The following is a 25,982-nucleotide window of genomic DNA, read 5'->3' as shown; positions in this document are numbered from 1 at the left end:
ATGAGAAAGCTAAGTTGGTTGATTTTCTTTTCGTTATTGATTTTTTCTTTCCGATCGAATGCACAGGTTATTGGGAATGAATGGATCAATTATGATCAGTCTTATTTTAAGATAAAAACAGGCTCTGATGATATTCATAGATTAACCTATGAATCTTTAAATGCAGCCGGGTTTGATTTTGGAGGTGTAAGCTCAGGTAATCTCCAGCTTTTCCATAGGGGAAAGGAAGTGGCTGTATTTGTAAATGATGGTGGCGATGGTAATTTCGGAACTGGCGACTATATCGAATTTTACGGCAAGAGAAATGATGGTACTCTGGATACTGAGCTCTTTAAAAGCCCTGGTGATCAGATTCATAAATATTATAATCTGTTTTCGGACACGACAGCCTTTTTCCTGACTTCAAAAGCTGGAGTGCTGGGAAAACGAATGGAGGTACTTAATGAACCGGCTACCGGGCTAACACCTGCAATAGCCCATAACAATGAAATTCTGCAGGTTTACACTTCGGAATTTTCTTTTGGTCAATATTACCCTATTGGTAACCCTAATGGCGAAACCAAGCTAGGAAGGTACGATCGGGGTCAAATGTTTGTGAGCGATACCATTATGCGTAATGAGTTTACCATAAGGAGTGGTAAAACTTTTAGGGACTTTGTGTTTAATAATGCCACACTCGGGGTTGCGTCTGAAGGAACCCCCAGGCTTTCGGTACAAATAGTAGGGTTTAATAATAGACTACACAACACTGCCATATATGTAGGGCCTGATACCGAAAACCTGAGAACCATTGCGGAAGATATTGAATTGAACTACAGTAATTATGGTACAGTGACCAGGCAAATTGAGTGGTCCGACATAAGCTCAACCGGCCGCTTAATAGTAAGGGTTGAAGCGGTTGGGTTTCCTGAAATTCCGGATGATAGGGTTGCGGTTGGCTTTATGCAGCTGGTTTTTCCACAAGAGCTGGATGCCCAGGCTCGTGAGAAAGTAACCTTCTATATGCCACTGGTTCAAACCAACCAGCTTATGCAGATTGAGAACGTAGTTGGGGAAACAGATCTGTTTGACATTACAGATTATAGGAATGTGCGAAAAATAAGTACACAATTGGCAGGTAATGTACTTTCCGGGGTAGTAAGGTCCAATAACCAACCTAGAAGAATTTTAATGAAAAGGAGGGACAGGTTTGTCAACGCAAAAGTTGAACCTGTTTCTTTCGGCTATCAAAATGTAGCTTCCAATAATTACCTTATCATTTCGCATCCAATTCTTCATCAATCCGTGGCGGGCCGTTATGACGACCCCTTACAGGCTTATATTGATTATAGGGGCTCAATTGAGGGGGGTAACTTTAATGTACTTTATGCAGACGTGACCAAGCTATACAACGAGTTTAGTTATGGAGAGTACTCACCGCTGGCCATTAGAAGATTTGTGAGACACGTTTATAACAATAGCGATCCGCAATATGTCTTTTTAATCGGTAAGGGCAGAAGGGTAGATAACCAGGTACAGCGTCTCCCCGATCCTTTGGTAATTGCCAGAAAAGACCTTGTGCCTACTATAGGTGCCCCTGGCTCTGATATTTTGTACACACAAGGGTTGGATGGTGTAGCTAATATACCCACCATTCCAATTGGACGACTTTCCGTAAATAATGCCACTGAAGTAGCTAATTATTTAGATAAAGTAAAGGAAAAGGAAGGGGCAATAAAGGACTCCCCCTGGACTAAAAACTTTGTTCAGCTTAGCGGGGGGCTAACTACTGATGAGTTAATAAGGTTCAAAGGCTTTATTGAGGGCTTTGGCGATCAGGTGAGTGCCGATTATTTGGGTGCTAATGTTAATAATGTTTCTAAAAACACCAACAATGCGGTTCAGCGGTTTAATATTTCAGAAGAAGTAAATAAAGGTGTCGGTTTGATTACATTCTTTGGGCATTCATCATCTACATTCACCGATATTGACATAGGAACGGTTTCCAATCCGAATAATGGATATAATAACCCGGGCAGGTATACAGCCTTTTTGGTCAATGGGTGTCGCGGTGGCGAGATTTTCTTTGGTAATTCTTTCGGAGAAGATTGGCTGGCTGCGGAAGGCAAAGGAGCCGTTAACTTTATGGCTCATTCTGATGTTGGAACGCCAAATTCACTTCGGGATTATACCCGTGAGTTTTATGGTCTTTTGGCCGATACGCTTTGGATGACTCAGTCTATAGGCAATCTTCAAAAGGAAACTATTAAAAGGTTTCTGGCCAATAATGTACTGATAGATGAAGTAGATATAGCAGCAGTGGAGCAGATACTGTTACAGGGCGATCCGGCTATCCCTTTGTTCGGTCATGACAAGGTAGACTATACCGTTAGGCCAGAAGATATTTTCCTGCGCTCTCGTGATGGTCGCGAGATTACAGCTTCTTCCCCCTTCTTTGAGTTAGGAGTAGTAGTAAATAATGGTGGAAGAACAACCACATCACCCCTTTCGGTTTCTGTTAACAGACGATTGGAAGACGGTACTGTTGTTAACCTGCCAAAGGTTACAGTAGACCCTGTGCGTTATCAGGACACTATTTTTTATGAAATAAGTAATCAGGGCCTCAACTTTTTTGGCGAAAACTACTTTGAGGTCATTTTAGATTCGGATAACGAGGTAAACGAGGGAAGCGAGTTGAACAATACCGCTGAAGCTTCTTTCTTCTTCCCCGCCAATGGTACTTTTAATACAGCACCTTTTAATTTTCAAATCGTAAGTAACACGCAAGTTGATTTAGTGGTACAGTCGGCCAACCTTAGGCTGAATGACAGGAATTTTGTAGTAGAGATCGACACGGTGAATACATTCGATAGCAACTGGAAAAAAACCAATACAATTTCAGGAAAAGGTATTGCTACCTGGCAAGTACAACTGGTTGATGCCTCGGTAAGCGATACGGTACGTTATTATTGGCGAAGCGTATTTGAAGACGAGCAACAACTGGAAACCGTACCTTGGTCCAATGCCACTTTTACCTACATTAAAGACAGTCCTAGGGGTTGGGCGCAGACTGAATTTGATCAATTTGAAAATCTGAGATTGAGCTCGGTCAGCAAAAGCGAAACAAATGACACATGGGTGTTTGCAGGTACTAATACTACTGTTGAAGTGGAAACTTACGGTTCCGAACACCCAAGCGGCCAGCGGGCTTCCGATGTGGTAGTGAATGTAAACGGGCAGGCTATTATCCCTGCCAACCCTTGTGGTTTAAGTACCTTTAATGCCATTGCTTTTAATAAAGACAGTGGCCAACCCTATTTTGTGCTGCAAACCGATGGGGTATTCGATGAAGACGACCCTTTGAAATGTGGCAGAGCACCTAGTTACATTAACTCGTTTACCAATGAGGCCTTGTCCGATGTTAATGTAGATCCGGCACAGAGCCTCATGAAGCAATATATTGACGGTGTGGACAATGAAGACTTTGTGCTGATGTTTTCAGTTGGGGAGTTGCGTTATGATACATGGAGAACAGATGTGAGGGATGATTTGGAAAGGGTAGGTGTAAGCCGTTTTACCCTCAATAGCTTACAAACTGGTGAACCATATATAGTTTACGGTAGAAAAGGACAGGTAGCAGGTCAGGCGCAGGAAGTAGTAGGGGAGCCTATTGGCTCTAACGATAATGCCCGCCCGGCACGTATTACCTTTGATGCATCCATTGTGGCCAGTATTGATAGTGGAAGTGTGCAGTCGCCCACAATCGGCCCTGCAAGTGCTTGGGGAAGATTCACCAAAAAAATCAATGTAGGTACTACGGATGAATTGACCTTCAATATTGTTGGGGTTGCCCTTGACGGAACTGAAACAGTGCTCTATAATAACATTGCTTTTGATGAAGCTGATTTGAGTGGAATCAACCCTGATCAATATCCATTTCTACGTTTCTATGTGGTGATGAAGGACAAAGATTTAGCTACACCACCGCAATTGAAAAACTGGACGGTGACTTTTGATGGTGTTCCAGAAGGTGTGGTTTCTTTACAGAACTCTCAAAATTCGAACATTGAGTTAGAAGAAGGTGAGCCTTTCGAAGGTCAATTCAGATTCACCAATATTTCAGAATACAATTTTAAAGGTGCGCTTTCGGTGAGTTACAGATTGTATAATCAAAACACGAGAGAAGAATCTTCAGGAAGCCTTGAAATTCCGGCTGTGGCTGCTGGCCAATCTGTTGATTTTATGATTCCCGTGGCAACCAAAGGTAAAATTGGCTTAAACGATTTAGAACTCTTCGTGAATAATGGTGGTGAAATTGAGCAGTATTACAATAACAATGTCATCCGTTTAGAAGGCTTCTTCAACGTGCTTCGCGATAAAACCAACCCATCTGTAGATGTTACTTTCGATGGTGTAAATATCTTGGATGGCGATATTGTTTCTCCGACTCCGATTGTGGCTTTAGAATTAAGAGATAACAATCAATATCTGTTCAAAACGGATACGCTTGGAGTTGATATCATGATGGGACAGCTTTGCGATGGTTGCCAACTGAAAAGAGTGAGTTTCTCCAGTCCAAATGTCAGTTTTACACCGGCTAGCGAGAACAATAACTACCGAGTTCAATTTCAGCCGGAAGGCTTAGAAGATGGAATTTATTCACTGCAAGTAGAAGCTACAGACGCTTCAGGAAATCAATCTGGAATTGGGCCTTACTCAATTACTTTTGAAGTGGTGAACGAATCTACCATCACTAATTTCTACCCGTATCCAAACCCATTTTCAACAAGCACCCGATTTGTGTTTACGGTTACGGGAACGGAAGTGCCTGATCAGGTTATTATTCAAATTATGACCATTACAGGCAAAGTAGTGAGAGAGATTACTCAGGATGAACTTGGCCCAATACGAATTGGAAATAATATTTCTGATTATGCTTGGGACGGTCGAGATGAATTTGGCGATCAACTGGCTAACGGTACTTACTTGTATAGGGTGAAGTTGAAAACCAATGGGCAAACTTTCGGTCAGCGTGTTACTGCGGGCGACAAAGGTTTTAACAAGCAAGGCTTTGGTAAGCTGGTTATCTTAAGATAATCCAGCTTTGACCTTTTTGCCTTATTTGAATTTCAATCCGAAAAGTGGTCTCAGGTACTTTATTCTTCTAATCACAAATTCGTAGAAGCAGAAGCAGCCGAATCCGGTGAATAAAATCATAAGCAAAAACTGAAGTACTACCGGGATTTCTATCGGGAAAATAATAGCCGAACCCAGATACAAAAAGAACATGTGAATGATGTATATGGGGTAAGCCGCTTGACTTAAGTAGGTCAAAGCCCTGCTCGGTCGGTTAAGGTGTTTGTAACCAAAAGCGAATACTGTAAATACCCATGAGCAAGTTTCAACCGCCATTAAATAGTCTGGCGACTTGAGTTGGAACATTTGGTAGCGCAGAACATATAAACCTACTGAAGTTATCAGAAGCGGCCATCTGAGTTTTAAAAGCATCTGCCAAAAACCATTGCCACTGTAAACGCAACAAAAACCGAACAGAAAAGCTAAGAAACCAATCGCGAAACCATGCCATGTTAAAGCGTAGACTTCATAAGGAACCGGCTTTACTAAAGTTACTTCGAGAATAATTCCGCCCACGGTAATCAATAGCCCTAATGGCGATTGAAATATCTTTTTGATCGTCAGTCCGAATTTTTCGTTTTCCTTTTTCTTCATTAAAAAGAAAAGAGGAGAGAGGATTAGCACATAAACGAAAATGTTACCTAAAAACCATAGATGCGCTGGATGTGGCGTGTAGCTCAAAGGCTGCTCATAATATCTCTGCCAAAGGAATAGGTGCAACGGCACAATAGCTACAATGCCAAAGAGAAAAGGAACTAAAATTCTCTGGGCCCTTTCTACCAAAAGTTGTTTCCAGTTTCGTTTTCTAATGGCGAAGTAAACGCCCATTCCCGATACAAAAAACAGTAACGGAATTCTCCATACATTCAGCATGGACATCGGAGCCCAAACAGCCACTAAGGGCTGTTTGCTCTGTATAAACCCGATGTAGATGCCCCAAGGTTGAAAGCTTATGGCGATGTGATATATCAACAACAAGCCAATTGCTATTACCCTGATCCAATCAATGTCATACCTTCTGTTCATGCTCACTTATTGTAAAAGCTTGATTACTTCCGGACGAGTATTCTCGATTCTTTCTAGGTCAATTTTTAACCCGATAGGCTCAAGCTGAAGCGCCATCATTTGATAGATGCTTTTGGTTTGTTCAAAAGGTCCTTGAATCGACTGAAGCGCTGTCATAGAATAGTTGTTCTGAACGCTTTTGTCAGCACCGTTTTCTAAAAGAAGCGCAACCATGTCTGGTCTTGAGAAAAAGGCAGCCGTATGCAAAGCTGTAGAACCATCATTATTGGTGGCGTTCATGTTAGCACCCCCGTCAATTAAGAGTTTGGCTATTTCTTTATTGCCAAAAAGTGCGGCAGTAATCAATGGTGTTGAACCGCTCATGGGGTCTTTTTCATTGAGTTTTGAACCGGCAGCAATATGTTGTTTAATAGCCTCTACGTTGTTTTGAATTACGGCAGTTTGTAAGTCTATATTAGGTGCTTTAACCTTGGCCGTTTTACCTTGTTCTGTTTGAGTTTCTTCCGAAGAACTGCTCTTAGTTCCGCATGCCTGTATAGCAAAGAATAAGATGAAGATTAATAATAGAGCTTTGTTGTTGTTGAATTTTAACATTGGTGTTTTCATGTTTTTAAACTTTGATTTTGATGTTCACAAAGTTGGTTTAAACGCTGTGGAGGCCGTTATCACAAATGCTGACAATGATATGAAGTATCAGGAAAGGGGTTGAAATTATGGCGCAATCGTATAAATTATGATGCAACACCCCTTTTTTGAGCTTAAAATTGGGTGTGGAAAGAGGTTGTTACTTGTCTGATAATTCGCCTCTTTTGTAACTGGATTTTTTCGAAAAATGGCGGAACATCTTCAAGGTGAAAATGATTTTTTAAACCAACTCAAGCAGGTTGTAGAAAGCAATCTTTCTGATGAAGGCTTTGGTGTCTCAGAATTTGCTGACGCTATTGGGATGAGCCGTTCCAATTTACTTCGTAAGGTCAAGAAGTTGACCGACCTTTCCGTAAGTCAGTACATTCGCCAAATCCGCCTTGAGCATGGTATGAAAATGCTGAAGGAAAACTCTAAGAATGTATCTGAAGTCGCCTTTGCTGTTGGCTTTGCCAGTACTTCATATTTTGTAAAATGCTTTCGCGAGCATTATGGCTTTCCTCCGGGCGAAGCAGGGAAAAGGAGTTTAGAGGAAGAGCAAGTTGAAGTAATAGAAGAAGATGAAAATCTGGTTCCGGTTTCTTCAAAAAGAAAAAGCCTTGTGGGTGCGGTTCTTATTGGTGTAGCGCTTGTCGTTTTGGTGGCTATCATTTGGTTAAGGCCAAGAGTGATTCCCCAGGATTTGGAGAAGTCTATAGCGGTTTTGCCATTCAAAAACGACAGTAACGATTCCAGCAATGTCTATCTCATCAATGGCCTTATGGAATCGACATTGAACAACCTGCAGAAGATTAAGGGGCTTCGGGTAATTAGCAGAACTTCTTCCGAAAAGTATAGAAATTCAGATAAGTCAATTCCTGAAATTGCTGAAGAATTGGGGGTGAGTTACTTTGTGGAAGGGAGCGGACAGAAAATAGGAGATAAGATTCTGTTGAATGTTCAGCTGATCGAAGCTTCTACAGACAGTCATTTATGGGCAAGACAATACACAAGAGAAGTCACCAGTATTTTTGATCTTCAACAAGAAATAGCCAAGAGCATTGCAGGCGAGGTTCAGGTAATTGTAACTCCGCAAGAGCAAGACTTGATTGAGAAAACACCAACTTCAAATATAGAAGCTTACGATGCTTACTTGAAGGGTTCCGAATATCTATGGAAGCGTGATGATGAAAGTTTGCGAAAAGGCATCGTTCAATTTGAAAAAGCGCTTGATCTCGATAACAAGTTCGCTTTAGCATATGCAAGTTTGGCTATGTGCTATTTCCATCTCGATATTTTTAAAGAGAAGAAGGAGTATTTAGAAGAGGTCAACAATTACTCAGATAAAGCTTTGTTGTACGATCCACATTCGGCTTTCAGTTTAATGTCGAAGGCCATGTATTATATGAGCATAAAGGAGTATGATCAAATGACCCCGTATTTGGAGAAGGCCTTGGAATACAACCCAAATTCTGCCGATGTAATCAATATGCTTTCGGAATATTACGCCAACTATAATCCGAACACTCAGAAATACCTGGAGTACGCTTTAAAAGGAGTGAAGCTCAATGTGGCGGCTTATGATTCGACCATGACAAGCTATTTTTATCTTCATTTGAGCAATGCGCTGATTCAATCGGGCTTTGTAAATGAGGCTTTCACTTATGTGAACAAATCTTTGGATTTTAATCCGCAGAATCCTTTTTCCAGTTACTTGAAGGCTTTTATCATTTATGCTCAGGATGATGATTTAGCAACTTGTACGCGAGCTTTGGTTAGGGAATGGAAGAAGGACACGACCAGATTGGATATTCTTCAAGACGTGGGGAAAGCTTATTATTTTCAACATCGATTCGATAGCGCCTATTATTATTACTCCAACTTTTTGCAGCAGCGAGAAGCAAATCAAATGGATATTTACCGAAATCAACATGCAATTATTGCCGTGGTGTTTCAGGAAATGGGCATGAAAAAGGAGGCCGAGGCTATGATGGCCGACTTCAAAGATTTTGCTGAACACGATCAATCCATTTATAAGGATTTGCTGCTTGTGGCTTACTATTCTTATTATAATGAAAGGGAAAAAGCCATAGAGCACTTGGCTAAATTTTCAGAAACGAATGGTTATATGTATTGGCTGGTGCTTTTTGGTGACGATCCGTTGATGAAAAACATCGAGGATTTGCCAGAATATAAAAGGCTGATGAAAAAGGTTCGGGATAAATTCTGGGCAAACCATGATTTGGTAAGAACCCAGTTGGAAGACGAAGGGCTTATTTAAAGAGAAAATTTATGTTCGATAGTAGAGAGTACCCAAAGCCTTTGGCAGAACAGGAATTTGAGCAATGGCTTATTGAAGGCCGCGAAAGCAAGATGAGCTACGAATATATGCTCGTAGTGTGGGACGATCTGGAATCGGAGTATCATCCTGAATTTGTAGAAGACAGAAGTAAAATCCGCAAATACCCGCTATGGGGAGAGTCTGGCGGGCACAGTTCTATTGTTGCCGTTTATGATTTGTATTCTGAAGCCAGAATTAGTGTGAATCAATAAACGTTTGAGCAGACATTTCCTTGGTTAAGTCTTTGGTCACTTTAGTGAAGCCAATTACTTTTTTGTTGTCATCGTGAATGGCTGTAATTAAAATACTTCCCCAAAATCGAGTTCCGTCTTTTCGGTAGCGCCAACCTTCATCTTTGGCCTTTCCTTCGTCCGTGGCTTTATTGATAAGCATGAGCGGACGGCCATTTTTCCTGTCTTCATCAGAATAGAAAAGGCTGAAATTCTTACCTATAATTTCGCTGCTTTTGTATCCCTTGATAACTTCCGCCCCTTTGTTCCAGTTTTCAATATTCCCGTTTCGGTCCAGCATTAAAATGGCGTAATCTTCAATTTCCTCAACCATTCGGTTGAAACGAAGAATCTTAACGTCTTTATGCGACATCGATTCGTTCGCCATAACTTGAATTCTGGAGTCAAGTTGGTTGGCAGATTCTTTCATCATTTCCAACCAAGTGTCATCTACTTTATGGGCATCTTCTTTTACTAAATTCACCAAGCCCATAATGGAAGTAAGGGGGTGCCTTAAATGATGCGATTGTATGTAGGCGATTTTTCTTAGTGATTCATTTTTAGCTTCTGTTTCGTCAATTTGCTTTTTTAAAAGCTCATGGTTCAGTGCTAATTCTATAAGGTTTGTGGCTTGGCGTGAAAGAATTACGAGAGTTCTCTTTTGTAATTCTGTGAGTTCTCCGGGTTCTGAATCAAAAAGACTTAACGTGCCAAGTCTAATTCCATTTTTTAAGGTAAGAGGTGCGCCAGCGTAGAATTTCAAGAAAGGATCCTCTTGAACAAAAGGATTGCTGTCAAATCGCTCATCTTTACTAGCATCAGGAATGATTAGTACATCGTTTTGCTTAATGCTGTATTGGGTAAAAGAAGTTTCTCGTGGGGTAGGGCCAACATGTGTAATGCCTGCTGTGGTTACCTTAATCCAATTAAAGTTGTTGTCAAGTATGCTAATAAGCGCAATAGGCTTTTTGCAAAGTTGAGAAGCTAATTCAACGATGTCTTGAAATTCACTTCTATTAAAGTCTAGCAACAAGGCTTCCCTAACGGCACTTAATCTCTCTTCCTCTTTAGTCATGTCTCTCCTAATTTGCAAAAGCTAGTCAAACTCGGTTGTGTATTTGAAAAGCCCCGAATCTTAGATTCGTATAAATAAAAAAAACCCCTCAAGTATCCATCTGATTTGGCATATTGAGAGGTTTTTGGTACCCAGGGCCGGGGTCGAACCGGCACGATCGTGAAATCATTGGTGTTTGAGACCAACGCGTCTACCAATTCCGCCACCTGGGCTGTTGCAAATTGCGGATGCAAAAATGAGTAAAGATTTTTTATTAACCAAGTCTTAAGCCAAGGAAAGTTTAAATTACCGTAATATATTTTTTTGAAGAGAAGGCAATTGGCTTATCGGCAAATCCTTTTTTCGTGTTTTTCCATACCTCAGCAAATAGTTCCGAATGGCGGTATTTGTTCAGTGCTTCTTCACTTTCCCAAATGCTATATGTGCTGAAAATGTGGTCTTCATTGTAGTCTTTCAGCAATTCTAAATGAGTACAGCCTTCAAAGTGCCTGATTTTCTCCTTGCTGTTTTCAAACAGTTTTAAGAAGTCGTTCACCGCTTCTTCCTTAAAAGTCATTCTTACAATTCGAATTAACATCATTCATCAAATTTGATTGAAATAGGGCTGTCATGCCCCAAGCCAAGCAACATGGCCGCGTTGCCTTCATTCAGGCCAATTTCCAAAACACCTTGGCTATTGAAAATAAAGCAGGCATCGCCAGGTTCTACATCAAAATAGTTCTGATGAACCCTTCTTACCTTTTCCTTTCCAAAGTGAATGGTGTATTCCCTGTTTCTGCTTAAAATGTCGAAATCCAACTTTTTGATGTTGGTAATCAAATTGCCAAAATGGTCGACATAAATGACATGGCCAGAGATTTCGCGCTTAGTGGCCCTTGGCTGGCGTAGAAGCATTTGTACATAATCTGTGCATTCATTCCCCATTTGGGTCAAATCTGCTCCGGAAAGCAGGGCTTGTGCATGTTGGGCGATAATTTTTTTCAAAGGAAAAATTCCAGATTCTTCTAATTGAAATTTCACGACCAACTCAGGGTCTTTATCACTTAACAGACTGATAATGCCATTATTTGGACCGATAAAATAATGGTTTTCTATTTTAGCAGCTAAATACGCATCTTGCTGTGCTTGGCTCGCGTTCATTCCTAAAAGGTGGATACTGCCTTCGGGAAAATCACGAAAAACAGACCGAACCACAAAAGCCATATGTGCCATGTCGAGCGGTGCTATGGAATGGCTAATATCGATGATATTTAGGCTTGGTTCTTGAGATATTAGAATTGCCTTTATGGCTGCCACATAGTGGTCACGAAGCCCAAAATCGGAAGTGAAAGTGACAATGGCCATAAGGGACTATTCGGTTAAAATATCTAAGTTTGTGAATAGCAAAAGTATTGAAATTTTTAAGGCTTAATCAACTAATAAACCATAGTTAGGCATTTGGTAGAAAAATTAATTACACTCGAAAACATCGCCATGGTAGACTTCCTTGGAGTTGCCAACGAGAACATCAAAGAAGTAGCCTCGGCTTTTCCTAAAAGCAAGATTGTGTCGCGCGGCAACGAAATCCTAATTCAAGGAAATGCTTCTGAAATCATTCAAATCAACGACATACTGAACTCACTTGTTCAGCATTATCACAAATTTGGTAAGGTTACACATGAAAATGTGAAGTCGTATATCAAGCGTGAAGCTGAATATATGAATGGCCACGATCAAGATGACGTTGTGGTGTACGGCACTAAAGGAATGGTTATTAAGCCGAGAACTGCCAACCAAAAGGAACTCGTAAAAGCCGTTTCAGAAAATGATTTGGTTTTTGCTGTTGGGCCAGCAGGAACCGGAAAAACCTATATTTCCGTGGCTATGGCCGTTCAAGCGTTAAAGAATAAAGAGGTCAAAAAGATTATCATTACGCGCCCAGCTGTAGAGGCGGGTGAAAATCTTGGCTTTTTACCTGGCGACTTGAAAGAGAAAATCGATCCGTACTTGCGCCCAATCTACGATGCATTGGATGAAATGATTCCTGGAGAAAAGTTAAAGTACTATCAAGAAAATAGAGTTATTGAAATTGCGCCTTTGGCTTATATGCGAGGTAGAACGCTCAATAATGCTTTTATTCTTTTGGATGAAGCGCAAAACACCACGGCCATGCAAATGAAAATGTTTCTGACGCGGATGGGACCAAACTCTAAAGTGATTGTTACCGGAGATATTTCCCAGATTGATTTACCGCGCCACCAAAAATCTGGTTTGGCAGAATCATTGAAAGTACTAAGTGGAGTAAAAGGGATTGCCAGAGTTAATTTGAGTGCCAAAGATGTAGTGAGGCACAAACTGGTGAAAGAAATTATTTCAGCATACGATAAACATCAAGATACTAATGATAAGGGTCAAGAAAGTAGAAAATAAGGAAGAGCTAGATCAGGCTTTTGCCATTCGCGAAAAGGTTTTTATTGAAGAGCAAGTTTGCGATAGAGATGAAGAGTTCGATCGGTTCGATGAAGAGTCTGTTCATTTTATTGCTTACAAAGACGGAGTTCCTGCCGGAACTGCCCGCTATAGAAGAACTTCAAAAGGTGTAAAATCTGAAAGATTTGCCGTACTCACAGAATTTAGAGGCGAAGGTGTAGGAAAGCGATTGGTTCAAAGTGTTTTGGCAGATATAGAGCACACAGTGAAGGAACCGGGCACATTGCTCTACTTACATGCCCAAATTCATGCCATGCCGCTTTATGCCAAATATGGCTTTAAAAAAGTGGGAGAAATGTTTGTTGAGGCGAACATTGAGCATTTCGAAATGCAGAAGGTTCTATAATTCTTTTCTTTATTTCCCCAATATTAAGCTTTTGTAAACCTCTTTCTGGGCTTCGTTAGGCTTTTGTTAACCTTTGGAGCGATGTTAAATTTTAACATTTGCATCCCTCGACACCGAGATAGTTTCGCACAAAATCTATCTCAATGAAACAAAACCTTTACTTAATCGAATCCAGAGGGAGGCAATTGGGCATCTGTCTTCTTCTGTTATTGTGCATTGCCCTAAATTCTTTCGGTCAGGCTACTGACGCAACTATTCAAGGTATTGTAAAAGCCAGCGATGCCGGAACTTTGCCGGGCGCAACGGTAATGTTGAAAAACACTTCAACTGGTTTTCAAACAGGAACTATGACAGGAGCCAATGGCGAATTCAGGTTCTTGCAAGTGCCTTTGGGTGGTCCTTACGAAGTAACAGTTACTTTCGTGGGTTATGGTCCTCAAAAGAAAGAGGGCTTTATGGTAAACCAAGGTGACCAATTGAAATTGAATTTCACCTTGAGCGAGTCTGTTACTGAAATGGAAACCATTGTAGTGACAGGAGAGCAAATCAGATCTTCTATCGACAGACAAGGAGAAACTACCCTGATTGATGCTCAGCAAATTCAAAACCTTCCTACTGAAGGTAGAAATTTCACCAATCTTGTGAGTTTGTCACCATTGCAAGGCGGAGGAGGCCTTAATTTAGGTGGTCAAAGAAGAACTTCAACCAACGTGACCATCGATGGTTTGAACGCAAGAAACACTTTGACTGCCGGTGAAATTGGCCGTGGACCTTACACTATTTCTCAGGAAGCAATCAGAACTTTTGAAGTTTCAACTAACGATTATGATGTAACCCAAGGTCGTCAAGCAGGGGGAGCTGTGAAGGCGGTAACTAAGTCGGGTACAAACAATTTTGAAGGAAGTGCTTTTGTGTACCACAGAAACGACAAACTTCAGAACCAATACGACATCAGAGAGAACAAAAGAGATGTTGACTTTAACAATACTCAGGCTGGTTTTAGCTTAGGCGGGCCAATCATTAAAGATAAAGTGCATTTCTTCGCAGTTTACGAGCAGCAAGACTTTAGCACTCCGCTTTTCAATGCCGACATTAAAAGCGAAGATGACGAAAACAGATTAGGAATTACCAAAACTAATTTGGACAGATTCCTTTCTATTGCAAGATCTAAATACGGTGTAGGAAATAATCAGCAGGTTGGTCAGTTTCAGCGTTCTTCAAAGGCCAATACTTTCTTTGCGCGTGTAGACTGGCAATTGAACCCAATCCACCGTTTGACGATCAGAAATAACTACAATAAGTGGTTCGATCCATTCAGTGGAAGTGATAACTCAAACATCGAATTGGCCGAGTCTTTCCTTGACTTCAGCTCAAATGAAAATACTTTCGGTATTTCACTTCGTTCAGCGTTCAGCTCAAACTTCACTAACGAATTCAAGGTGCAGTATCAGCACGCTGAAAGAGCATATTCACCTCGTGCAGAACTTCCTTCAAGCAACATTCCTAGAGCGATTGTAAACGTTCAGTCTGACTTGCCAAACGGTTCTTCTCGTACTATTTCCGTTCAGTTGGGAGGTCAGCGTTATTCTCCAGAAACCAACTTGGAAAACCAGATTCAGTTCACAAACGTGGCTTATTTAACCAAAGGCAACGTGAACTTTACGTTCGGAACGGACAACATGATTACTTACTTAGAAACCTTGCTTTCAAACGAGCAAAACGGACGTTTCTATTTCGATTCTATGGACGATTTCGACAACCTAACGCCTAGCCGTTATGCAAGAGAAGTGCCTTTGAAAGGTTTGCCAATCGTGAAGCAAACTGTTATGGACCTTTCATTGTTCGCTCAAGCTGAATTCACTCCACATACCGATGTTGAAGTAACTGCTGGTGTTCGTTGGGATGCTACTATCTTCAACAAAGCTGCAGAATTCAATCAAACGGTTTATAACGAACTTGGAATTAGAACGGATAGAAGACCTCAGGATTTGAACAACATTCAGCCTAGAGTGCAAGCTATTTGGAATGTAGGAGGAAAAGATAAAGATATCTTGAAAGTTGGTGGAGGGTTGTTCAATGCTCAGCCACACTACTATGCTCAAGTAAACAACATTCAGAATTCAGGAACACTTTTAGGTGCGATTGACGTAACAGGAAACAACGTTCCTACGCCTGATTTCCCTGGTTACAGAGAAAACCCAAGTTCTGCTCCTGGAGTACCAGAAGGAACCAAACCTTTCAGTACAATCAACGCAGTTGGTGATGATTTTCAAGTGCCAACTACAGCTAAGGCTAACGTAAGCTATACTCACTATTTCGGAGATCGTTATTCACTTTCTTTGAACTTCTTAACCAGTAAAACCACAAATAACTATGTATACCAAGAAGCAAACTTGGTAGAGCAGCCATTCTTCGTTACGCCTCAGGGAAGAGAAGTGTTTGTGCCTGCTAATACCATCAGTGCTAGTGGATTGTCTGACTGGTTGGATGGAAGAATTTCAAGCCAAGTAGGTAGAACTTTGGTGTTGCACTCTGACGGTATTTTGAAGCAAACTGCCTTAGTAGTCGGTGGTTCTGCGAGAGTTGGAAAAGACGGTTACTTCAATGCAAGTTATACTCGTAACATGGCTAAGGATAACTCTTCTTACAACTGTTGTGTGGCTAACACTTCTACTTTCTTGCCAGTAACGGGCGACCCAAGAGAATTGAACTACGGCATTTCAGACAACAACTTTAAGCAGAAGTTAGTAGTGAACATGGCAACGCCTTCTTTCCACGGTTTTGTGTTAGGAGCAACAATTACAGGTGAAGGTGGATCTCCATTCAACTTTATTGTAGCATCAAACAGAAGCGCTAATGGTGACTTCGTTACTTCAAACGACCAGGCTTACATCTTCGATCCTAACGATCCAAATACGCCTCAAGCAATTATTGATGGTTACAACGAGATTTTGAACAATCCTGATGTTCCTTCAAACTTCAAAGATTATTTGAAAGATAGCTTTGGCAAGTTTGCAGAAAGAAACGGTGGTGTTAACCCATTCTTCGCAAACATCGACCTTAGGTTGCTGAAGAAAATCAGCTTACCAAGTGGTCACGGATTAGAGCTTTCTGCAGACCTTTTCAACTTCGCCAACTTCTTGGATAAGTCTAAAGGTAATACTCATAACTACGGTACCAATCAGCAATTGATGAGAATTCAAGGGTTTGACCAGGCTACTAAGGCTTACAATTATTCGGTACAAACAGGAACAGCAAACCAACCAATCAGCGGTACTCCTTGGAGATTGCAATTGGGGGTTCGCTACACCTTCGGAAAATAAAGTTTCAAGATTAGTGGATTAGTATTTTGATTAGAGCAGGTTGCTAAGGCACCTGCTCTTTCATTCCTTAAAAAGATTTAAATGAAAAAGCATATACTTCTTATCGTAGCTCTTTTTGCCTCATTGGGTTTAAAAGCGCAACAACCTTCGGAACACGTTATTTTGGTTTCGATTGATGGCTTCAGATCTGATTTTTACATGGAAGCAAAATGGCCTGCGCCAAACTTGCATTACATGGCAGAAAACGGAGTGAAAGCAGAAGGTGTGAGAGGCGTTTATCCGTCTGTTACATATCCTTCTCACACTACTTTGATTACTGGTGCTAAACCAGGAAAACACGGGATTTACTACAATTCTCCTTTCGAGCCTCAAGGGCAAACTGGCGCTTGGTATTGGTATGAAAAGGAAATTAAAGTGCCAACGCTATGGGATGCTGTTAGGGCAAAAGGTATGAAGTCGGCAGCGTTTATTTGGCCTGTTTCTACTGATGCTCCAATCGATTATAACATTCCTGAATTCTGGTATTTAGAAGGTGGCTACGATAGGGTTGAACCTATGAGAGACAAGGATTTTCCTGATGGCTTAATGGAAGAAATGGAAAGAGAAGTTTTGGGTAAAATGACGCCAAAGAACTTTTCAGGAGATTATTACAACCGCGAAGATAGAACTGGAGAAATGGCTGCTTATGTATTGGAGACTTACAAGCCTAATCTTATCACCTTACACTTAATTGCTACAGATCATGTTCAACATGCTGAAGGTAGAGAAGGTGAAAATGTTCCTTTTGCTGTTGCTGCTGCCGATAGAGCTATTGGTAAAATTAAGGAAGCCGCTGAAAGAGCTGGTATTTTGGATAAAACCACCATCATCATTAGTGGAGATCACGGTTTTGTAGATGTGCATTCTTCTTTAGCTCCAAATGTTTGGCTGGAAAAGGCGGGTTTGATTGGTAAAGAAAAAGACAGAGGCAATTGGAAAGCTGCTTTCCATACCTCTGGCGCTGCAGCTTTCTTACATTTGAAAGACGCGAATGACATGAAAACCGCTAAAAAAGTTGAAGAGATTTTGGCTGCTTTACCTGAAAAAACCAAAAAGCTATTTAGAGTAGTAACTAAAGAAGAATTGAAAGCCGTTGGAGCGGATCCAAACGCTTATTTGGCCATTGCACCAATTCCAGGTGTGGCTATGTCTGGCTCAGCTACAGGTGATGATATAAAACCTGCTTCGGGTGGTACTCACGGTTTCTTCCCAGATTTCAAACAAATTCAAACTGGCTTTGTGGCTTGGGGTGCTGGTGTCTCTCAAGGCAAAGTAATTCAGCAAATGGGTTTAGAAGATGTGGCTCCTGTAATTGCTGCCTTGTTAGGTCTTGATTTCGATGCTCCTGATGGAGTATTATTCCCTGGTATTTTAAAGAGAAGATAATTCTTGTTTGTGTAATCGAGTCCCTGTCCTAAACCTCAATTTGGACAGGGGCTTATTTTTTAGCTTGATTATGATAAATCAAATAATTAATTTGATTATGTGATTTTTAATACTGCTCCCTTTGTAAGATTTTCTATTGCCTTTATTCTTGGGATCGTCTTCTGTCACTATTCACCCAATTCACTAGTTTTTACAACTATACTGCTGGCCATTTCTGTAGCTGCCTATTCAATCTTAAGTAGCTTCAAAACTAAGGCGAATCAATACTATTTGTCTGCATTAGCGCTCTTCATACTTTTTCTAACAGGGATTTTAGGCTTAAAACTTCACCGATTAGATAATCGCGCGGATCATCTCAATACTTTTTCAGAACCCATAGTTGCCTATAAAGCTTCGGTTTTAGAAGAACCCAACGCAAAACCGAATTCCATCAATTTAAGACTTACCGTTGAGGCTGTTTATACGGATCATTGGCAAAGCGCTAGCGGGAAAATCAATGCTTATGTAGATAAGAAGGTTGGAGACAAAATTCGGTTTGGCGATCAACTTTTTGTGCATGGAACGCCTCAACGAACGGAAGGGCCGGCAAACCCTGGTGAATTCGATTTTAGAAACTATTTGGTGTACAACAATATCTTTCATCAGCATTTTGTTGGTGCCAACTTCGAGGTTATTGGAAACCAAACTCCGTGGTGGAAAATTCCAGAAGATTACGCCATCAAAGCAAGACGGTTTTGCGCTCAACTACTTACTGAAAGAATTGGAGATAGAAATGCCAGGGGTGTTTTGCTCGCATTGACTTTGGGCGTAAAAGATGAGCTGGACAATGATTTACAAGCTTCCTTTTCAGCTGCTGGCGCAATGCATGTGTTGGCCGTTTCTGGCCTACATGTCGGTATCATTTACGCCATTTTTCTATGGTTCTTCAAGCGAATAAAACTGGATTCTTGGAAAAGAAGATGGTGGATGGCCTTAGCCAGTATTTTGGTCCTTTGGAGTTATGCTTTCATCACAGGACTTTCGCCATCAGTATTAAGAGCCGTGACTATGTTTGCTTTTGTGGCCATTGCCAAAGCAAAAAATGCCAACAGTAGTATCTATAATACATTGGCAGCCTCCGCTTTTGTGTTGCTATGTTTCAATCCTTATCTCATCATGAGTGTAGGTTTTCAGCTTTCCTTTTTAGCCGTTTTTGGTATTGTGTATCTACAGCCTCGTTTCTATCGACTGATAGAGTTTGAAGGTTGGTTGCCCGATAAAATTTGGGAGATTAGCTGTGTTTCCTTGGCGGCACAAATCGCGACTGCTCCTTTAGGTATTCTTTACTTTCATCAGTTTCCCTCATACTTCTTGCTGTCGAATCTTTTCATTATTCCTGCGGCCTTGGTAATGTTGGTTTTAGGGATTTTGGTTCTGGTTTTAGGTGGTATTCCCTTTTTGGGAGAAGGCCTAAACTGGTTTACGGAAGACTTTGTGAAATTGGTGAATTACCTTGTGCATGGTGTAAGGAAATTGCCAGGGAGTACTTGGGAAGGTATTCATTTGACGACCGCGGAGAGTTGGTTGATATACGCTGTCATTGCCATGCTCATTCTCTTGTTTAGAAATAGGGAGTTCATTTATGTCTGCTATGCTTTTGTCTTTAGTGGCTTGTTTGCCATTAGCCAAATGTTGCATTGGCGAAATTATCAGAATGCAGAAATGAGCGTAATGAATGTGTCGGGCCAAACTGTTTTGGATTTCAGGAAGGGGAATGAAAGCAAGTTGATAGCCGATAGTAGTTTTATGGCTGATGCCGATAAGTTTCAGTTTAACGTTGAACCGAAAAGGCGTTTAGCGGCTAGTAGTCTGGTTCCTCAGAACGATCGCTTGAGCCTTCAAGAAAATTCCTTCTTCGGAAATCCATTAATCACTTTTCAGAATGAAACCTTCTTGATTCTAAAGGATGATGCTTTTCTCAAACAGTCTTTCGAAGAGCCTATACCGGTTAATTACCTAGTATTGTCTCACGAAAGTTTATGGGATCTTAATGAACTGACAGGAAAGATTGAGTTTGAGCAGTTATTGATCGATCGTTCTAATCGTAAGTTTTTGGCCGATAAACTTACAAATCAGGCAGAAAGCCTAAATTTGAAAGTACACTCTCTATACAGGGATGGGTACTATTCAAAGCTATGGAAGGAATGAAATACGTAAACTATGCTGTGGCAAATCGCATTGCCACAATAACCTTAAATCGACCTGATAAAAGAAATGCACTGAATGCTGAGGTAGTTTCTGAGTTGAAATCAGCCTTTGCAAAAGCCGAAAGTGATGAAGCAGCCAAAGTGATTATTCTCAAAGCTGAAGGCGATGCTTTTTGTGCGGGTGCCGATTTGGCCTACTTGCAGCAATTGCAGCAAAATACTTATGAAGAGAATTTGGCCGATTCCAATCATTTAAAAGAGCTTTTTCAACAAATATATCTTCACCCGAAGGTGGTAATAGCACAAATTCAAGGGCATGCCATTGCAGGCGGATGCGGTTTGGCTACAGTCTGCGATTTTTCTTTTTCGGTTCCTAAAGCCAAATTTGGCTATACGGAAGTTCGTATTGGCTTCATTCCTGCAATCGTCAAAGTATTTCTTTTAAGAAAAATTGGGGAAGGAAAGGCCAAATCTCTGTTGCTTACAGGTGAATTGATTTCTGCTGAAGAAGCTCAACAAATGGGATTGATCAATAGAGTTGTGGAGGATTATGAATTAGAAGAAATCGTAGAAGAGTTCGCTAGAACTTTAGTTGAAAAAAACTCGGGACAGTCCATGGCTTACACCAAACAGATGATTGCAGCGGTTCAATCTATGAGTGTAGAAGAAGGACTTAATTATGCCGCAGAGCAAAATGCGAAAGCGCGTGGTTCCGAAGACTGTAAAAAAGGAATTGCGGCTTTCTTGAATAAGGAAAAGCTGGAGTGGTGAAATTCACCTTTTTCAGTAAGGAAATTTAAAGAGGAAGATTGCTAAAATTGAAATCTAAGCAATTGATTTTTCTGTTCCTTGTCGTCAAAATAACCAAGCTACATCAACATTTAAGGCCCATCAGGAAATCGCTCTTAATGGGCTTTTTGCTTTTTGTAAAGCTAAAATGCCTTTCACAAAATTTAACAGAGAGTAAGTCCTCGAAAAAACTTGAAGCGGTTGGATTTGCATGAAAATATTTTTTCCTTGCGAACGGAATGAACGTTCATTCCGCTTTTAAATGATTGAGAATAAGCTCGATAAACGGACCGCTATTTTAGAGACTACTTTGGATATTATTTCAGAGTCAGGCTTTCATGGTACGCCCATTTCGCTCATTGCGCAAAGAGCTGGAGTAGGCGCAGGAACGATTTATCGCTATTTCACCAATAAAGAGGAGCTTATTAATGAGCTTTTCAAAGAAATCAAGCGCGAGATTATTCGTGCAATGCTCAAACAATACAGAGAAGAAGGGACTTACAAAGAAAGGTTTATGCACCTATGGAAGAACATGGTCAATTATTTCATGGAGCACCCCAAAGAATTTCAGTTCATTGAGCAGCATCGCTATGCGCCTTACATGAGCAACCTTACTCGCGAAGAGTCTTTTATGATTCTTTCTCCCATCATGATGTTCTTTATTGAATCAAAAAGGGCAAAGGCCATGAAAGATCTTCCGCTGTATACCATCATAGCCCTGCTTTATGGGCCAATTGTGTCATTACTCAAACAACACATCGACAATAATCAAAATCTTTCAGAAGACAGGATCGACCAAGCAGCAGAAGCGTGCTGGGATGCTGTTAAGTTTAAATCAGAGTAGTTATGAACGATCTTAAGGTGATCATTAACGGAGTGGGAAGTTACATTCCGGAAGTTGTTGTGAAGAATGAGGATTTTCTTGGTGCAGAATTCTACCAAGAAAACGGAGAAAAGTTTGAGGCTGAAAACGCTGAGATCATTCGCAAGTTCGAAAAAATCACGGGGATCAAAGAAAGAAGATATGCCAAGAAGGGGCAGCTTTGTTCTGATTTGGGTTTAGAGGCAGCTAAAAAAGCCTTGGAGAGCAGTTCTGTAGGTGCTGAAGAGCTAGACTACATCATATATGCACACAACTTTGGCGACATGGCCGATGACACCAACCGAGTTGAAATGGTACCAAGTTTGGCCGCTAAAGTAAAGGCTGGATTGGGCATTAAGAATCCGGCTACTTCTTGCTACGATCTTATTTTTGGTTGTCCAGGTTGGTTGCAAGGAGCCATCCAGGCCACACAGATGATCAGGTGCGGTGATGCCAAAGCGGTAATGGTGATTGGAGCAGAGGCGCTCAGTAAAATTGTCGATCCTCACGATCGTGACTTTATGATTTTTGCTGACGGAGCTGGTGCCGCTATTTTTCAAGCTTCTGAAACAGCCAATGGTGGTTTTTTAAGTCAATCTTCTCGTACCGATGCCTTGGTTGAATTGGGTTACCTCGATATGGGCCCCTCTAACAATCCTGAATTAGCTGTAGATGGAGGTAAATTCATCAAGATGAAGGGAAGGAAAATCTACGAGTACGCTCTTGTAAATGTAGCTCAGGCCATAAAAGGAGCGATTGAAAAAGCTGGTTTAGAGCTTTGTGACATCAGTAAAGTATTGATTCATCAGGCCAATGAAAAAATGGACGAGGCCATTTTGCAGAAGCTTTATAAACTTTGTGGAGAAAAGCCTGATACCGCCTCTCTGATGCCTATGACCATCCACGATTTAGGGAACAGTTCTGTAGCTACTATTCCTACGATGCTAGACTTGATTGTAAAAGGCAAATTGGAAGGTCATGAATTAAATTCAGGGGATAATATCGTGTTTGCTTCTGTTGGGGCGGGTATGCATATTAATGCAATGGTGTATAGAGTGCCATAAAAAAAGAGGTGGATTAATCCACCTCTTCGTAATCTACATATTCTCCTCCTTTAAAATCATCGGAGCTTTTATTCCTCTTCTGTTTTGGGGCGTAATCAACATTGATCTTTCCTTCGTTCTGACGTTGTTGATAGTAGCGCTGTTGTTGCGCTTGCTGTGCCCTTTGCTGGCTTCCAGATAGCCCGCCCATAAAGAAGCGAAGCACATTTCTGATAATCCAGCTAAAGACAAAAAAGAAGAGTAAAAATTTTAATAAGTATCCCATTTTAACGGCTCAAGTACAGATTCCTTTTAGAATAGATGTCTAAGAAATAATCATCCATCAGATCATCTATAAAGTAAATTGCCTCACCAGTCGATTTCATTTCAGGTCCTAATTCTTTATTTACATTAGGGAATTTATGGAATGAGAAAACAGGTTCTTTGATTGCATAACCTTTCTTAACCGGTTTGAAATCAAAGTCTTTGACTTTCTTCTCACCCAACATTACCTGAGTTGCATATTTCACATATGGCTCTTGGTAGGCTTTTCCTATAAACGGAACGGTTCTAGAGGCTCTTGGGTTCGCTTCAATGATATAAACTTTATCATCTTTTATGGCGAACTGAATATTGATCAGACCAACGGTTTCTAGCGCCAGTGCAATTTTCTTCGTGTGGGCTTCAATCTGCTGAATTACGAAATCCCCTAAGCTATAAGGAGGCAATACAGCGTATGAATCTCCTGAGTGAATTCCAGCTGGTTCAATGTGCTCCATGATTCCGATGATGTATACATCTTCACCATCACAAATGGCATCTGCTTCTGCTTCAATAGCGCCTTCAAGGAAGTGATCGAGAAGAACTCTGTTGCCAGGGATATCCTTTAGAATATTCACCACATGTTCTTCCAATTCTTGCTCGTTGATTACGATTTTCATACTCTGGCCACCCAACACATAAGAAGGACGAACCAAAAGAGGGAAACCTAATTCTTTCGAAAGCTCTAGCGCTTCGTCTGCATCTTCAATCACTCCGAATTTAGGGTAAGGAATGTTGTTGGCTGCAAGCAAGTCAGAGAATCTACCTCTGTCTTCGGCTAAATCGAGAGCCTGATAGCTCGTTCCGATAATTTTAATGCCGTAGCGGTCTAGTTTCTCAGCTAGTTTAAGTGCGGTTTGACCACCTAACTGAACAATTACACCTTCTGGTTTTTCGTGAAGGATGATATCGTAAATGTGTTCCCAGAAAACTGGCTCGAAGTAAAGCTTATCTGCAACATCGAAATCAGTTGATACCGTTTCTGGGTTACAGTTGATCATGATGGTTTCGTAGCCAGATTCTTTAGAGGCAATCAGACCATGAACACATGAGTAGTCGAACTCAATTCCTTGTCCAATTCTATTTGGGCCTGAGCCTAGAACAATTACTTTTTTCTTGTCGCTACTTACCAACTCATTTTCTTCATCGAAAGAAGAGTAATAATAAGGTGTCTGTGCTTCGAACTCAGCCGCACAAGTATCTACAAGTTTATAAACACGCTTAATGCCCATTTCATGTCTTTTCTTGAATACTTCACTTTCAAGACATTTAAGCAAGTGCGCTATTTGACGGTCGGCATATCCCTTTTCTTTAGCTACTTTGAGCAACTCACGAGGAAGGGTGTCGAGCGAATATTTTTCTATTTCATTTTCTAAGTGGATCAACTCTTCAATTTGCTGAAGGAACCACTTGTCGATTTTGGTCTTCTTCTGAATGGTTTTGAACGGAATACCAAGTTTGAAAGCATCGTAAATGTGGAACAATCTGTTCCAGCTAGGATTTTCCAAACTGTGAAGAAGAGCCGCTTGATCCGTTAATTCTTTGCCGTCAGCACCAAGGCCGTTTCTTTTAATCTCTAGAGATTGACAAGCTTTCTGAAGTGCTTCCTGGAAGTTTCTTCCAATTCCCATGGCTTCACCAACAGATTTCATCTGAAGGCCAAGTTTTCTGTCAGAACCTTTGAATTTATCGAAGTTCCAACGAGGGATTTTTACAATTACATAGTCAAGGGCAGGCTCGAAGAAAGCAGAAGTGGTTTTGGTGATTTGGTTTTTCAATTCATCCAAATTGTAACCAATCGCTAGTTTAGCAGCAATTTTTGCAATAGGATAACCCGTTGCTTTTGATGCCAAGGCAGAAGACCTAGAAACCCTTGGGTTAATTTCGATACCGATAATGCTGTCGTCATCAGGACTAACCGAAAATTGGACGTTACAACCTCCTGCAAACTGACCAATTCCGTTCATCATGAGAATGGCCAAGTCGCGCATTTTTTGATAAACAGTGTCAGGAAGCGTCATGGCAGGCGCTACAGTGATTGAATCGCCTGTGTGAACACCCATTGGGTCGAAGTTCTCGATAGAACAGATGATAATTACGTTTCCTAAATTATCTCTTAGGAGTTCTAATTCGTATTCTTTCCAACCTAAAATACTTTGCTCAACCAAAACTTCGTGAATTGGAGAGGCATTAAGTCCTCTGGTTAGTGCTACGTCAAATTCTTCCGCGTTTTGAACAAAACCGCCTCCGTAACCGCCAAGCGTAAATGAAGGACGGATTACTAAAGGAAAACCAATTTCTTGAGCTATTTCTTTTCCTTTTAAGAATGAAGTTGCGGTTTCTCCTTTACAAACAGAAACGCCCAATTCATTCATTTTAAGACGGAATTTCTCCCTGTCTTCAGTGGTCTCAATCGCATCGATATCAACGCCAATGATTCTAACATTGTATTTTTCCCAAATTCCAGCTTTGTCGCAATCAATGGCAAGGTTTAGCGCGGTTTGCCCACCCATAGTAGGTAGAACTGCGTCTATGTCGTGCTTTTCTAAGATTTCGATTATTGACTTCTTGGTTAGCGGTTTCAGATAAACATTATCTGCCGTAACCGGGTCGGTCATGATGGTGGCTGGATTTGAATTGATAAGTGTTACTTCAATTCCTTCTTCTCTAAGTGATCTAGATGCTTGGGAACCTGAGTAGTCAAACTCACAGGCTTGTCCAATAATGATAGGTCCACTTCCGATGATAAGGACTGACTTGATGCTGTTGTCTTTTGGCATGTGTAATTAAGAACGAGAGATTTTACT

Annotated in this window: 18 protein-coding genes and 1 tRNA gene; 11 read left to right on the top strand and 8 right to left on the bottom strand. The window is 40.9% G+C overall.

The annotated features are described in order from the left end of the window. On the top strand, positions 1-5,076 hold the full coding sequence (gene porU2 / locus ACXACJ_RS13875) for a putative type IX secretion system sortase PorU2 (RefSeq protein WP_475135028.1): 5,076 nt from the start codon (positions 1-3) through the stop codon (positions 5,074-5,076). Between the two features lie 21 nt (positions 5,077-5,097). Here porU2 and ACXACJ_RS13870 read toward each other — a convergent pair whose 3' ends face one another. After that, on the bottom strand, positions 5,098-6,141 hold the full coding sequence (locus ACXACJ_RS13870) for an acyltransferase family protein (protein ID WP_475135027.1): 1,044 nt from the start codon (positions 6,139-6,141) through the stop codon (positions 5,098-5,100). Between the two features lie 6 nt (positions 6,142-6,147). After that, entirely contained in the window at positions 6,148-6,747 is a 600-nt protein-coding gene (locus ACXACJ_RS13865) for an ankyrin repeat domain-containing protein (protein WP_475135026.1), read from the bottom strand. A 226-nt stretch (positions 6,748-6,973) separates the two neighbouring features. Here ACXACJ_RS13865 and ACXACJ_RS13860 point away from each other — a divergent pair, with 226 nt between their 5' ends. Beyond that, on the top strand, positions 6,974-9,046 hold the full coding sequence (locus ACXACJ_RS13860) for a helix-turn-helix domain-containing protein (RefSeq protein WP_475135025.1): 2,073 nt from the start codon (positions 6,974-6,976) through the stop codon (positions 9,044-9,046). 11 nt (positions 9,047-9,057) lie between these two features. Beyond that, positions 9,058-9,318 (top strand): hypothetical protein, encoded by a 261-nt coding sequence (locus ACXACJ_RS13855; RefSeq protein WP_475135024.1) that lies wholly within the window; start codon positions 9,058-9,060, stop codon positions 9,316-9,318. Here the strand turns inward: ACXACJ_RS13855 and ACXACJ_RS13850 are convergent. The 4 genes from ACXACJ_RS13850 to ACXACJ_RS13835 all read right to left on the bottom strand — a co-directional run bounded on the left by ACXACJ_RS13850 (position 9,302) and on the right by ACXACJ_RS13835 (position 11,755). Next, positions 9,302-10,411 carry a PAS domain S-box protein gene (locus tag ACXACJ_RS13850; RefSeq protein ID WP_475135023.1) on the bottom strand — a complete coding sequence of 370 codons (1,110 nt, stop codon included), beginning with the start codon at positions 10,409-10,411 and terminating at the stop codon, positions 9,302-9,304. The two genes, ACXACJ_RS13855 and ACXACJ_RS13850, sit on opposite strands and share 17 nt — an antisense overlap. Positions 10,412-10,536: 125 nt before the next feature. Beyond that, a tRNA-Leu gene (locus tag ACXACJ_RS13845) sits at positions 10,537-10,623 on the bottom strand. A gap of 68 nt (positions 10,624-10,691) precedes the next feature. Next, complete coding sequence (locus tag ACXACJ_RS13840; protein ID WP_475135093.1) at positions 10,692-10,988, bottom strand: putative quinol monooxygenase; 297 nt, start codon at positions 10,986-10,988, stop codon at positions 10,692-10,694. Further along, entirely contained in the window at positions 10,988-11,755 is a 768-nt protein-coding gene (locus ACXACJ_RS13835; RefSeq protein WP_475135022.1) for an SAM hydrolase/SAM-dependent halogenase family protein, read from the bottom strand. Before ACXACJ_RS13835 ends, ACXACJ_RS13840 begins: the two co-directional genes overlap by 1 nt. Positions 11,756-11,848: 93 nt before the next feature. On the opposite strand from ACXACJ_RS13835, the gene ACXACJ_RS13830 reads away from it, so the two are divergent. The 8 genes from ACXACJ_RS13830 (at position 11,849) to ACXACJ_RS13795 (ending at position 22,875) form a co-directional block, all read left to right on the top strand. Further along, positions 11,849-12,820, top strand: coding sequence for a PhoH family protein (locus ACXACJ_RS13830; protein WP_475135021.1), 972 nt, complete (start codon positions 11,849-11,851; stop codon positions 12,818-12,820). Then, a complete protein-coding gene (locus ACXACJ_RS13825) occupies positions 12,792-13,226 on the top strand; it encodes a GNAT family N-acetyltransferase (protein WP_475135020.1) in 435 nt (144 codons plus the stop codon). The genes ACXACJ_RS13830 and ACXACJ_RS13825 overlap by 29 nt, the downstream gene beginning before the upstream one ends. Positions 13,227-13,369: 143 nt before the next feature. Continuing rightward, entirely contained in the window at positions 13,370-16,549 is a 3,180-nt protein-coding gene (locus tag ACXACJ_RS13820; protein WP_475135019.1) for a TonB-dependent receptor, read from the top strand. Positions 16,550-16,630: 81 nt separating this feature from the next. Continuing rightward, entirely contained in the window at positions 16,631-17,974 is a 1,344-nt protein-coding gene (locus ACXACJ_RS13815; protein WP_475135018.1) for an alkaline phosphatase family protein, read from the top strand. Positions 17,975-18,073: 99 nt separating this feature from the next. Further along, the gene (locus tag ACXACJ_RS13810) at positions 18,074-20,161 is read left to right on the top strand and encodes a ComEC/Rec2 family competence protein (protein WP_475135017.1); all 2,088 of its coding nucleotides are present in this window, start codon (positions 18,074-18,076) and stop codon (positions 20,159-20,161) included. Further along, the gene (locus ACXACJ_RS13805; RefSeq protein ID WP_475135016.1) at positions 20,158-20,931 is read left to right on the top strand and encodes an enoyl-CoA hydratase/isomerase family protein; all 774 of its coding nucleotides are present in this window, start codon (positions 20,158-20,160) and stop codon (positions 20,929-20,931) included. The genes ACXACJ_RS13810 and ACXACJ_RS13805 overlap by 4 nt, the downstream gene beginning before the upstream one ends. A 280-nt stretch (positions 20,932-21,211) precedes the next feature. Continuing rightward, the gene (locus ACXACJ_RS13800) at positions 21,212-21,793 is read left to right on the top strand and encodes a TetR/AcrR family transcriptional regulator (protein WP_475135015.1); all 582 of its coding nucleotides are present in this window, start codon (positions 21,212-21,214) and stop codon (positions 21,791-21,793) included. A gap of 2 nt (positions 21,794-21,795) precedes the next feature. After that, a complete protein-coding gene (locus tag ACXACJ_RS13795; protein WP_475135014.1) occupies positions 21,796-22,875 on the top strand; it encodes a 3-oxoacyl-ACP synthase III family protein in 1,080 nt (359 codons plus the stop codon). A gap of 13 nt (positions 22,876-22,888) precedes the next feature. Here the strand turns inward: ACXACJ_RS13795 and ACXACJ_RS13790 are convergent, their stop codons facing one another. Both ACXACJ_RS13790 and carB read right to left on the bottom strand, forming a co-directional pair. Continuing rightward, the gene (locus ACXACJ_RS13790; RefSeq protein WP_475135013.1) at positions 22,889-23,140 is read right to left on the bottom strand and encodes a DUF4834 family protein; all 252 of its coding nucleotides are present in this window, start codon (positions 23,138-23,140) and stop codon (positions 22,889-22,891) included. 1 nt (position 23,141) lies between these two features. Next, positions 23,142-25,955 (bottom strand): carbamoyl-phosphate synthase large subunit, encoded by a 2,814-nt coding sequence (carB, locus tag ACXACJ_RS13785; RefSeq protein WP_475135012.1) that lies wholly within the window; start codon positions 25,953-25,955, stop codon positions 23,142-23,144. Positions 25,956-25,982: the final 27 nt, after the last annotated feature.

The sequence above is a fragment of the Roseivirga sp. AWQ4_251 genome (genome assembly GCF_056158225.1).
This window is presented reverse-complemented; position numbering and strand designations above follow the sequence as displayed.

Bases quoted from the DNA above. Each gene is read 5' to 3' on its own strand.
- porU2 (WP_475135028.1), top strand. From the start codon at position 1: ATGAGAAAGCTAAGTTGGTTGATTTTCTTTTCGTTATTGATTTTTTCT.
- ACXACJ_RS13870 (WP_475135027.1), bottom strand. From the start codon at position 6,141: ATGAACAGAAGGTATGACATTGATTGGATCAGGGTAATAGCAATTGGC.
- ACXACJ_RS13865 (WP_475135026.1), bottom strand. From the start codon at position 6,747: ATGAAAACACCAATGTTAAAATTCAACAACAACAAAGCTCTATTATTA.
- ACXACJ_RS13860 (WP_475135025.1), top strand. From the start codon at position 6,974: ATGGCGGAACATCTTCAAGGTGAAAATGATTTTTTAAACCAACTCAAG.
- ACXACJ_RS13855 (WP_475135024.1), top strand. From the start codon at position 9,058: ATGTTCGATAGTAGAGAGTACCCAAAGCCTTTGGCAGAACAGGAATTT.
- ACXACJ_RS13850 (WP_475135023.1), bottom strand. From the start codon at position 10,411: ATGACTAAAGAGGAAGAGAGATTAAGTGCCGTTAGGGAAGCCTTGTTG.
- ACXACJ_RS13840 (WP_475135093.1), bottom strand. From the start codon at position 10,988: ATGTTAATTCGAATTGTAAGAATGACTTTTAAGGAAGAAGCGGTGAAC.
- ACXACJ_RS13835 (WP_475135022.1), bottom strand. From the start codon at position 11,755: ATGGCCATTGTCACTTTCACTTCCGATTTTGGGCTTCGTGACCACTAT.
- ACXACJ_RS13825 (WP_475135020.1), top strand. From the start codon at position 12,792: ATGATAAGGGTCAAGAAAGTAGAAAATAAGGAAGAGCTAGATCAGGCT.
- ACXACJ_RS13820 (WP_475135019.1), top strand. From the start codon at position 13,370: ATGAAACAAAACCTTTACTTAATCGAATCCAGAGGGAGGCAATTGGGC.
- ACXACJ_RS13815 (WP_475135018.1), top strand. From the start codon at position 16,631: ATGAAAAAGCATATACTTCTTATCGTAGCTCTTTTTGCCTCATTGGGT.
- ACXACJ_RS13805 (WP_475135016.1), top strand. From the start codon at position 20,158: ATGAAATACGTAAACTATGCTGTGGCAAATCGCATTGCCACAATAACC.
- ACXACJ_RS13800 (WP_475135015.1), top strand. From the start codon at position 21,212: ATGATTGAGAATAAGCTCGATAAACGGACCGCTATTTTAGAGACTACT.
- ACXACJ_RS13795 (WP_475135014.1), top strand. From the start codon at position 21,796: ATGAACGATCTTAAGGTGATCATTAACGGAGTGGGAAGTTACATTCCG.
- ACXACJ_RS13790 (WP_475135013.1), bottom strand. From the start codon at position 23,140: ATGGGATACTTATTAAAATTTTTACTCTTCTTTTTTGTCTTTAGCTGG.
- carB (WP_475135012.1), bottom strand. From the start codon at position 25,955: ATGCCAAAAGACAACAGCATCAAGTCAGTCCTTATCATCGGAAGTGGA.